General features: G+C 45.3%; 13 protein-coding genes. 2 read left to right on the forward strand and 11 right to left on the reverse strand.

Features of this window, described 5'->3' with window-relative positions:
* The 9 genes from AB4623_RS18385 to fkpA form a co-directional block, all read right to left on the reverse strand.
* The coding region (locus tag AB4623_RS18385; RefSeq protein ID WP_243645911.1) for a GTP-binding protein at positions 1-307 on the reverse strand (307 nt) is incomplete at its 3' end.
* 147 nt (positions 308-454) lie between these two features.
* A complete protein-coding gene (gene fusA, locus AB4623_RS18390) occupies positions 455-2,551 on the reverse strand; it encodes an elongation factor G (RefSeq protein ID WP_017061101.1) in 2,097 nt (698 codons plus the stop codon).
* A 166-nt stretch (positions 2,552-2,717) separates the two neighbouring features.
* Positions 2,718-3,188 carry a 30S ribosomal protein S7 gene (gene rpsG / locus AB4623_RS18395; RefSeq protein WP_010435163.1) on the reverse strand — a complete coding sequence of 157 codons (471 nt, stop codon included), beginning with the start codon at positions 3,186-3,188 and terminating at the stop codon, positions 2,718-2,720.
* 107 nt (positions 3,189-3,295) lie between these two features.
* Complete coding sequence (gene rpsL / locus AB4623_RS18400) at positions 3,296-3,670, reverse strand: 30S ribosomal protein S12 (RefSeq protein ID WP_004737194.1); 375 nt, start codon at positions 3,668-3,670, stop codon at positions 3,296-3,298.
* 182 nt (positions 3,671-3,852) lie between these two features.
* Positions 3,853-4,128: a sulfurtransferase complex subunit TusB gene (gene tusB / locus AB4623_RS18405; protein WP_017063711.1), complete on the reverse strand. Its 276-nt coding sequence runs from the start codon at positions 4,126-4,128 to the stop codon at positions 3,853-3,855.
* A gap of 8 nt (positions 4,129-4,136) precedes the next feature.
* Entirely contained in the window at positions 4,137-4,493 is a 357-nt protein-coding gene (gene tusC, locus AB4623_RS18410; RefSeq protein WP_372147117.1) for a sulfurtransferase complex subunit TusC, read from the reverse strand.
* On the reverse strand, positions 4,490-4,879 hold the full coding sequence (gene tusD / locus AB4623_RS18415) for a sulfurtransferase complex subunit TusD (protein ID WP_017063709.1): 390 nt from the start codon (positions 4,877-4,879) through the stop codon (positions 4,490-4,492). Before tusD ends, tusC begins: the two co-directional genes overlap by 4 nt.
* Complete coding sequence (locus AB4623_RS18420; RefSeq protein WP_004729851.1) at positions 4,873-5,598, reverse strand: transcriptional regulator; 726 nt, start codon at positions 5,596-5,598, stop codon at positions 4,873-4,875. Before AB4623_RS18420 ends, tusD begins: the two co-directional genes overlap by 7 nt.
* A 205-nt stretch (positions 5,599-5,803) precedes the next feature.
* A complete protein-coding gene (gene fkpA, locus AB4623_RS18425; protein ID WP_017061105.1) occupies positions 5,804-6,580 on the reverse strand; it encodes an FKBP-type peptidyl-prolyl cis-trans isomerase in 777 nt (258 codons plus the stop codon).
* A 131-nt stretch (positions 6,581-6,711) separates the two neighbouring features.
* Here fkpA and AB4623_RS18430 point away from each other — a divergent pair, with 131 nt between their 5' ends.
* Positions 6,712-7,689, forward strand: coding sequence for a WD40 repeat domain-containing protein (locus tag AB4623_RS18430; RefSeq protein WP_372147121.1), 978 nt, complete (start codon positions 6,712-6,714; stop codon positions 7,687-7,689).
* A gap of 5 nt (positions 7,690-7,694) precedes the next feature.
* Positions 7,695-7,922: a SlyX family protein gene (locus AB4623_RS18435; protein WP_009848930.1), complete on the forward strand. Its 228-nt coding sequence runs from the start codon at positions 7,695-7,697 to the stop codon at positions 7,920-7,922.
* A gap of 180 nt (positions 7,923-8,102) precedes the next feature.
* Here AB4623_RS18435 and AB4623_RS18440 read toward each other — a convergent pair whose 3' ends face one another.
* Together AB4623_RS18440 and slyD are read right to left on the reverse strand one after the other, a co-directional pair.
* Entirely contained in the window at positions 8,103-9,068 is a 966-nt protein-coding gene (locus AB4623_RS18440) for an isoaspartyl peptidase/L-asparaginase family protein (protein WP_017066209.1), read from the reverse strand.
* Positions 9,069-9,285: 217 nt separating this feature from the next.
* On the reverse strand, positions 9,286-9,857 hold a 572-nt coding region (gene slyD / locus AB4623_RS18445; protein WP_372147119.1), incomplete at its 5' end, for a peptidylprolyl isomerase.

Below are 9,857 nucleotides of genomic sequence, written 5' to 3' on the forward strand. Positions count from 1 at the left end.
TACCGCCGTCCATTTGTGCAGCACCAGTGATCATGTTTTTAACATAATCCGCGTGTCCTGGACAGTCTACGTGTGCGTAGTGACGTGCTGGAGTGTCGTACTCAACGTGAGAAGTTGCGATTGTGATACCGCGCTCACGCTCTTCTGGAGCGTTATCGATAGATGCGAAATCTTTAGCAACACCGCCGTATACTTTTGCAAGAGTAGTACAGATAGCAGCAGTTAGAGTTGTTTTACCGTGGTCAACGTGGCCGATAGTACCAACGTTTACGTGCGGTTTCGTACGTTCAAATTTTTCTTTAGACACAATCGTGTTCCTTCCTAGTTATGATTCGCCACGTTCATTATTGAGCGAGACGCGCCAGAAATTGCTATTTTATGCGCCAACTCTCGTTAGCGCAATATTTGGACGCATTGTTCTTTCAAAAAATGAAAAAAAATGCCTTCCTTTTGTTTAACCACGCTCTGCAATGATTGCTTTTGCAACATTGTTAGGCACTTCAGCGTACTCACTAAACTCCATAGAGTAAGAAGCACGACCTTGTGTCGCAGAACGTAAATCAGTTGCGTAACCGAACATGACAGACAACGGAACTTGTGCACGAATTATCTTCAGGCCAGCTGTCCCCTCGTCCATACCTTCGATGATGCCGCGACGACGGTTAATATCGCCAACAACGTCACCCATCCAGTCTTCTGGAGTAGTTACTTCAACTTTCATCATAGGCTCAAGCAGAACCGGTTGCGCTTCAAGTGCACCCGTTCTGAAAGCCATAGAGGCAGCGATTGTAAACGCCATCTCACTTGAATCTGTTTCATGGTAAGAACCATCATATAGTGTAGCTTTGATATCCAAAACTGGATAGCCAGCAAGCACACCATTGTTCATCTGCTCTTCAACGCCTTTAGCAACTGAAGCGATAAACTCTTTCGGTACGATACCATTGGCAATTTCATCCACAAAGACAAAGCCTTCGCCAGCTTCTGATGGTTCCAGTTTCAGCCATACGTGACCGTACTGACCTTTACCACCATGTTCACGGATAAATTTACCTTCCGCTTTCGCTGTACCACGAATAGTCTCACGGTAAGCCACTTGCGGGTTACCAACGTTGCAGTTCACGCTAAATTCGCGCTTCATACGGTCAACGATGATATCTAAGTGTAGTTCACCCATACCAGAAATCAGAGTCTGGCCAGTTTCCGCATCCATATCAACGCGGAACGATGGGTCTTCCGCTGCTAGTTTACCTAGAGCGATAGTCATTTTATCTTGATCAGCTTGAGAGCTTGGCTCTACAACGATCTGAATAACTGGGTCTGGGAACTCCATGCGCTCAAGAACAATCTTATGGTTCTGGTCACAAAGGGTTTCACCAGTAGTTACATCTTTCAGACCAATGATGGCTGCGATGTCACCTGCTCGTACTTCTTTTACTTCTTCACGCTTGTTTGAGTGCATTTGAACAATGCGACCTAAGCGTTCACGTTGTTTCTTCACAGAGTTGTAAGCAGTTTTACCGCTTTCTACAACACCAGAGTAAACACGGATGAAGGTAAGAGTACCAACAAATGGGTCTGTTGCGATCTTAAATGCTAGCGCTGAGAACGGTTCTTTGTCGTCCGCGTGACGCTCTGCTTCGTTCTCATCTTCATCGATACCTTTAATTGCAGGTACATCGACTGGAGAAGGAAGGAAATCAACAACTGCATCTAGAACAGCTTGTACACCTTTGTTTTTGAATGCACTACCACAAGTAGCAAGTACGATTTCATTATTAAGGGTACGAGTACGAAGACCTTGTTTGATTTCAGCTTCTGTTAGTTCACCTTCTTCAAGGTACTTATCCATCAGCTCTTCATTTGCTTCTGCAGCAGCTTCAACAAGTTCTGTACGATATTCTTCAGCCATTTCTTGCATGTCTGCAGGAATATCTTCGTACGTGAAAGTCATGCCTTGGTCAGCTTCATTCCAGTTAATTGCCTTCATCTTGATAAGATCGACAACGCCTTGGAAGTTTTCTTCAGCACCAATGTTCAGTTGAATTGGAACAGGAGTTGCGCCTAAGCGGTCCTTGATCTGTTCAACTACGCGCAAGAAGTCAGCGCCGGTACGGTCCATTTTATTAACGAAAACCATACGTGGAACTTGGTACTTATCAGCTTGACGCCATACTGTCTCTGACTGAGGTTCAACACCAGATGAGCCACAGAACACAACAACTGCACCATCAAGCACACGCAGAGAACGTTCTACTTCGATTGTGAAGTCAACGTGTCCAGGAGTGTCGATGATGTTAATACGGTGGTCCGAGAACTGAGCTTCCATACCACGCCAAAACGTAGTGGTTGCTGCTGAAGTGATCGTAATACCGCGCTCTTGCTCTTGCTCCATCCAGTCCATGGTTGCTGCACCATCGTGAACTTCGCCGATTTTGTGAGAAAGACCGGTATAGAACAGAATACGTTCACTTGTGGTTGTTTTACCTGCATCTACGTGAGCAACGATACCGATATTACGGTATTGCTCTATAGGAGTTTTACGAGCCACGGTTGAATCCTCTTATTAGAGACTTAGGGACTATTGCTATGTCTAGATTAGGCGTTAAAAGCGATGCTTCGCTAAAAATTGCTTGCCCTAGAAATAGCAATAGTTCCTAGCATAAGCATAGGAACTAAAGAAGTGCTGCAAGGAACCTTGCAGCACTAAAAAGGTATTACCAACGGTAATGTGCGAACGCTTTGTTTGCGTCAGCCATGCGGTGAACGTCTTCACGTTTCTTAACCGCAGTACCTTTGTTCTCAGACGCGTCTAGCATTTCAGCAGCTAGGCGTTGAGCCATAGATTTTTCACCACGCTTACGCGCAGCTTCAACTACCCAACGCATAGCAAGAGCGTTACGGCGAACCGGACGAACTTCTACAGGTACTTGGTAAGTTGAACCACCTACACGGCGAGATTTAACTTCTACCGCTGGGCGAACATTTTCAAGAGCTTCTTCAAATACAGCTAAGTGGTCTTTACCAGACTTCTCAGCCATTGAATCTAGTGCAGTGTAAACGATTTTTTCTGCAGTAGATTTCTTTCCGTCAACCATAAGGATGTTAACGAATTTTGCCAGCAATTCAGATTTGAACTTAGGATCTGGAAGGATCTTACGCTGACCTATTACGCGACGACGTGGCATGGATATTCTCCGTTGTCTTCTTCAGGTTTTTTCCAAAACTTTTCAGAATAATAAATAAAATAGTGTTTGGCCTTACTTAACGATTTCTTTTTAAAAAAGAGAATCAATTAAGACTTAGGACGTTTCACACCGTACTTAGAACGACCTTGTTTACGGTCGTTAACGCCAGCACAGTCAAGTGCGCCGCGAACAGTGTGGTAACGAACACCCGGAAGGTCTTTTACACGACCGCCACGGATTAGTACAACACTGTGCTCTTGTAGGTTGTGGCCTTCACCGCCGATGTACGAAGTTACTTCGAAACCGTTAGTTAGACGTACACGACATACTTTACGTAGTGCCGAGTTAGGTTTTTTAGGTGTAGTAGTGTAAACACGAGTACATACACCACGTTTTTGTGGGCACGCTTCTAGTGCAGGCACGTTGCTTTTAACAACTTGCTTTACACGAGGTTTGCGAACCAACTGGTTAATAGTTGCCATTAACTAGCTCCTGAAATTTACTTGAAAGTAAGCTTTGTGAAAAATCTATCCCTAATCACAAGTCGTAATTAGGGACGCAAAATTCTATTCAGCAGTGGGAGGTGTGTCAAGAAATATACAGATCTTTTTTAGCCGTCTAGAGCTCAGGATGGTCTACTTTTAACCAAACTGATAAAACACAGCTACCAAGTGACTGATTTGTCGTTCAAAACCGTCAGTTTAACGAAGCCATCGAAGTCAACTTGATCAATGGTACTTGAGACAAGTAGTTGTAAACCTCGGCTATCGAGATCTGGTTTTAACACCGACACCTGCTCTACTGCGCAGATTTGAGTGAATAACTCATGATTGGGAAGGCAAACATACACCGCATCTTCCACCAAAAGATACTGATCTTGTGGCTGAGAATAGGTCAATGCGAGTTTAAGTTTGTCGACTGATTTTACAATATGAAGCATAGCGTCCCCTAGAAAGTCAGTATCTGTTGGCATTGAGCTAACTTCTGCGTTAACTCGTCGGCTTCAACGGTGATCACATCGATTAGCAGGTTGTCTGCTGAAAGACCAAACTGACTCAGACTACGCTGACACACATACACCTGTTCGATGTCGTACAGGTCCATAAGTTTGAATGCAGAGATGTAGTCACGCGATAGTGTTTCGTCGGGCTGCTGCGCTTTGAGAAGCTGTGTCACGCCATCGCCAACAAAGAACACGGCAATGTCTTCACTATATGCGGACGCAGCAAGCAAGGCGTCTAACCCTTCTCTACCCGCAGCGGTCGTATGAGGGAAACTGTTAAATATAAAGGCTAACTTTCTCAAAACTGCACAACCCTATCTTGCGTTAGTAGCGCTTCCGATAAGCTCCCTAATCCGGCTTGAGTAAATCCAGTGGCTAGGTTAGAGGCACTTAGTTGATGTTGCTCTGCTTCTTCAGAGCTAATCACTCCGCGTCTTAGCGCAGCTGCCACACAGGTTTCAAGGCTAACATCGTGTTCATCAGCCAGCTTTTGCCAAGCAGAAGCTAAATCAAATTCATCGTTAGCCGGTACGGTAAGGTCTGAGCCGTTACTGACGCCATCTTGATAGAAGAACACACTGTGAAGTTTGTGGCCCTGTTTAATCAGAGCCACGGCAAACTGGTAGGCACTTCTTGCTGACTGTGAGCCATAGACTGGCCCATTCACTAGGAGTGTATAGCTTAGCAACCCTCTTCATCCTCTGTTTTACGTTGGCGGATGTATAGGTACACGGTGTGCTTAGAGATGTTCAGTCGCTCAGCAACGCGGTTGATCGCGTCTTTAATATCGAAAATACCTTTGTCGTACAGCTCCATCACGATCTGACGGTTCTTAGTATTGTTCGATACCGATTTGTCAGCGTTAATTTCTTCAATGGTGCGTTCAACCGTTTGGTCGACAAGTTCTTCAACGTCACTAGCGAAGTTAACCGATGATGCGGCTTCGTCTGCGTCTTGTGTAGGCATGAACGATTGCAGCACTTGTGAGAATGGCGCGTCTAGATTCACGTTAATACACAGTAGGCCAATCACTCGGTCTTCACCGTTGCGGATAGCAACCGTGATCGACTTCATCAACACTCCGCCTTTAGCGCGAGTGAAGTATGAACGTGAGAAGTTACGCTTAGAACCTTCAATATCTTTTAGCATCTTCAATGCAAGATCGGTGATCGGCGAGCCAACCTGACGACCTGTATTTTCGCCGTTGGCAATTTTAATCGCAGAAGTATTGAGGTCTTCTAAAGAGTGCAAAACGATTTCACAAAACGGACCAATAAGGCTCGCAATACCGTCAACAACGGCCTCATAAGATCTTAGAATGATTTTATCGTGTTCACTGAATGGCATAACGTGGACTGATTCCATTTCAAGTAACACATCTGCATTGACTGTTTCTGTAGTAGTCACTTATTCCTTACCTTCGTGTGAAAAATCAACAAATTTATGTAAGTTTATCAGAAAATTTTAATTGCACACCTAGCTAACATTGCAACTAGTGATTTAGAACAAGTTTAAAAATCAAATACTCATCTTCAAATCATAAAAAAAGCCTAACTCAAAGTTAGGCTTTTTATTCAATCAACGTATTTTAGTACGAGGCTTTTAACCGATATTACTGTGCAGGAGCTGCTTCAGCGTTATCGATGTTTAGTAGTTCTACTTCGAATACTAGCGTTGAGTTAGCAGGGATAGTCGGTGTGTCTTGCTCACCGTATGCTAGCTCTGGCGGGATAACGAACTTGTACTTAGAACCAACTTGCATCAGTTGTACGCCTTCAGTCCAGCCTGGGATTACGCGGTTTAGTGGGAATGTTGCTGGTTCGCCACGATCGTAAGAGCTGTCGAACTGAGTACCGTCTGTTAGCGTACCTTTGTAGTGTACTTGAACGGTATCAGTGTCTTTTGGAGAAGCGCCTTCACCAGCAGTCATTACTTGGTAAAGTAGACCAGATTCAGTTTGCTTAACGCCTTCAGTTTTAGCGAACTCAGCGCGGAAGTCATCACCGGCTTTCTTCACTTCTGCAGATTTTTCTGCCGCTTGTGCTTGCATCGTTTCAGCAACACGCTTGTCTAGAGCTTCAAGAGCTGCGCGAGTTTCTTCTTCGTTAAGTGCTGTTTTCTCTGCGAATACGTCTTCGATACCTTGAAGAACCATATCTTTGTCTAGGTTGATACCTAGCTCGCTTGGCTTATCAATGCTTGTGCTTAGGTAGTTAGCGAAAGATACACCGATTGCGTAAGCCGCTTTGTCATCTTCTGTTTTAAAGTTTACTGCTTCAACTTTAACTTCTTCTACCTGTGGAGCTTCTGCCTTTGGTTCTTCTTTCTGACAACCAACTGCTAGCATAACCGTTGCGGCAAGCAGTGATACTTTTAAAACTGATTTCATTGAATTCTCCAATTAATGGCCAAGCCATTGGTTATTGTGCACAAATCTAATGATTAGATTGGTGTGAATACGTTAGTTATAACAATATACTAGTCATATGTCTTTCGACACAAACCGGATTATTAGATGTGATGCGAATATTTTTCCACTCATTGCTATGTACAATTGTCATCACCTTGTTAAATGGTTGCTTTTTCTTCCAAGATGATGAGCAGCGTTGGGAAATTGAGCCCAATGGTGCCACCAGCTTTGCACTCAGCAGAGATGGACGCTTCGCCCTGCTCTACTCTCAGCAAAAGCAACTGCTCCTTTGGGACCTCGCCGAAGACCAAGAGTTGACTCAGCTTGGTCCACAAGACCAGTTAGAAAACCAAGTATCGCGTATCCGTATCTCGGACAATGGCCGTTTTGCCATTACCGCTAGCCAGATGAACTTCGCCGTTTGGGACTTATCTTGGACTCAAGCACAAGGGCTCTGGTCTATCTCCGACGGCTTGATTCGCGATGTCGATATCTCTAGCAATGGTGAAAAAGTACTGCTTGGCCTTTCTAATGGAAAAGCCATCTATGTGGACTTAGTCACCGGACGCCGTCTGGAGTTCCTTGCTCACCGAGAAAAAGTGAATTCAGTCTCCCTCTCTTCTAATGGCCGCTACGCATTATCAGGCGGCAACGACTACAAAGCTTACCTTTGGGATACCGAGTCGGGCTTGGTGTTGCGCACCTTTGAGCATGAACAAAGAGTAGTACGAGTCGCGCTACAACGCGATGGTGAACTGGCTTTTACCTCTGATGGCGGCAATCAAGCGATGATTTGGGATCTTGAAACGGGCGAACCTCAAGCGCAATTGCAAAGCTGGTCTCGACAGTTGATTTTCTCGAGTGCGCGTTTTTCTGATGACGGCAGTATGTTGGTGACGGGCACACCATCCAGCCAAGTGAGTGTGTGGAATACTCAGGATGGCAAGCGAATTTCTCGCCACGATGCTGAGCCATTAAAAGATGCTCGCCCTCCTCGTGCGGTAGTGTATGATGCAGCCTTTGATGATAAGAACCGTGTGATATCGGGCACCTCTGCGGGCATTGCCCAAGCTTGGAATGTGGATTAAGAACGATGACAGAAAAGCGAGTTGAACAACTAGAAAGCCGCGTAAATGACCTAGAGTGTCAGCTAGCTTTCCAAGAACAGACCATTGAAGAACTCAATGAAGCGCTTAGCCAACAACAAATGTTAATCACGAGAATGCAAGATCAGATGAAGTTCGTGGTTGGCAAAGTAAAAAATATGGATGGCTCTAATCTAGCTGACGCATCAGAAGAGACGCCACCTCCACACTATTAAGTGCGGTTCAAAATAACCAATTAAATCTAACGACGCATATCGTTAGTTTCTCGTCCTCAATGTGTAAACACATTTCAGGACGGGACATAGAAAACTAAGAGGGCGACAGATACTTATCTGTCGCCCTTTTGTTTATTTCATCTCAGTGAATAAGCTAAAGCCAATTAAGCCGATACCAACTTAGTCGTCGGCATAAATCTTCACTTCAACACGACCTTGAGTATCAACGCTTGCACGATACATTCCTGAGCTGTTCATACCAAAATGTATATCGCCTTGGCCATCGATAGCGATCAAGCCACCTTCTCCACCCATGGTTTTCAATTCACCTTGAATGATCGTTTCACAAGCGGTGTGCACATCTTCTTTCAGATAACGCATTCGTGCTGCGACATCACTGGCGACCATTTTACGTAGGAAGAACTCACCCATCCCGGTTGTTGAGACGGCAACATTGCCATTTTCAGCGATGGTTCCTGCACCAATGATCGGAGAGTCACCCACACGACCGTATTTCTTATTGGTCACGCCACCGGTACTGGTTGCTGCCGCTAAGTTACCCGCTTGGTCTAATGCGACCGCACCAACCGTGCCGTACTTTTTATCGTCAGGGTATTTCTCAGCTTGCTGCTGATCATATTTCGCTTCAGACAGAGCAAAGATGCCTTTCTCTTTCATCGACTGAAGTTGGTCATAGCGGCGCTCAGTAAAGAAGTAGTCTTGCTCGGTAAAGGTGTAGTCATGCTCAAACGCAAACTTCTCGGCACCTTCACCAATCAGCAACACATGGTCGCTTTTCCGCATCACATCACGTGCAAGCTCAATTGGGTTTTTGATATGGCGAACGCCTGCAATAGCACCTGCATCCATTTCGCGGCCATGCATCACAGAAGCGTCCATCTCAACAAATTCATCATGCGTTAAAACAGAGCCCCTACCGGCATTAAAGTGCGGGCTGTCTTCCATCACCTTAACCGATGCCACTACCGCATCCAGAGCATCACCACCCGATTGCAATATTTGATAACCAGCCAAAACCGATTTTTCCAAAGCCTCGGTAATACCCGCTTTTAATTCATAGCTCATTTGCTCGCGCAAGATGGTTCCTGCACCACCATGAATGGCAATTGAAAAAGGCTGTGACATACAAACTCTCCACTGACGTCGTCTTATAATGTTGTGCTATCAATACCACATCCATGGTTCGATGTCTGATAACGAAAACCAAACTTTTACGAATGCTTAGATTTGCGGACACTTAGTTTGGTAGAGAAAAGCGAGGTCAAAAAGCGAGACTCCTAAACGCAAAAAGCCTCCACAAGGGAGGCTTTCAAGATTCTTAAACTAAACCGTTAATTCGGTATTAGTGAGAACCACAGCTACCGCCGCCGCAGCAGCCGTCTTTTTTCTCTTCACCGTGGTCATGGCCTTCGCCACCACAGCAACCGCCTTCGTGGTCATGATCGTGGTCGTGACCGCCACAGCCGCCTTCTTGGTGTACGTGACCGTGTTGAACTTCTTCTTCAGTCGCTTCACGAACCGCTACAACTTCAACGTCAAACGTTAGAGTTTGGCCAGCTAGCATGTGGTTACCATCAACAACAACTTCGTCGCCATCTACTTCAGTAACTTCAACTGGGATTGGACCTTGGTCAGTATCCGCTAGGAAACGCATGCCAACTTCGATTTGCTCAACACCTTGGAATACGTCAGCAGGAACACGTTGAACTAGTGCGTCGTTGTGTTCGCCGTATGCGTCTTCTGGAGTAACAGTTGCAGAGAACTTGTCGCCAGCTACTTTGCCTTCAAGCTCTTTTTCAAGACCTGTAATTAGGTTGTTGTGACCGTGAAGGTAATCTAGTGGAGCTTCTGCAGTTGATTGGTCAACTACTACGCCATCTTCAAGTTTCACTTGATATGCAACACTAACTACTA

The organism is Vibrio sp. 10N.222.52.C12, assembly GCF_041474215.1.
Taxonomy (GTDB): domain Bacteria; phylum Pseudomonadota; class Gammaproteobacteria; order Enterobacterales; family Vibrionaceae; genus Vibrio; species Vibrio crassostreae_C.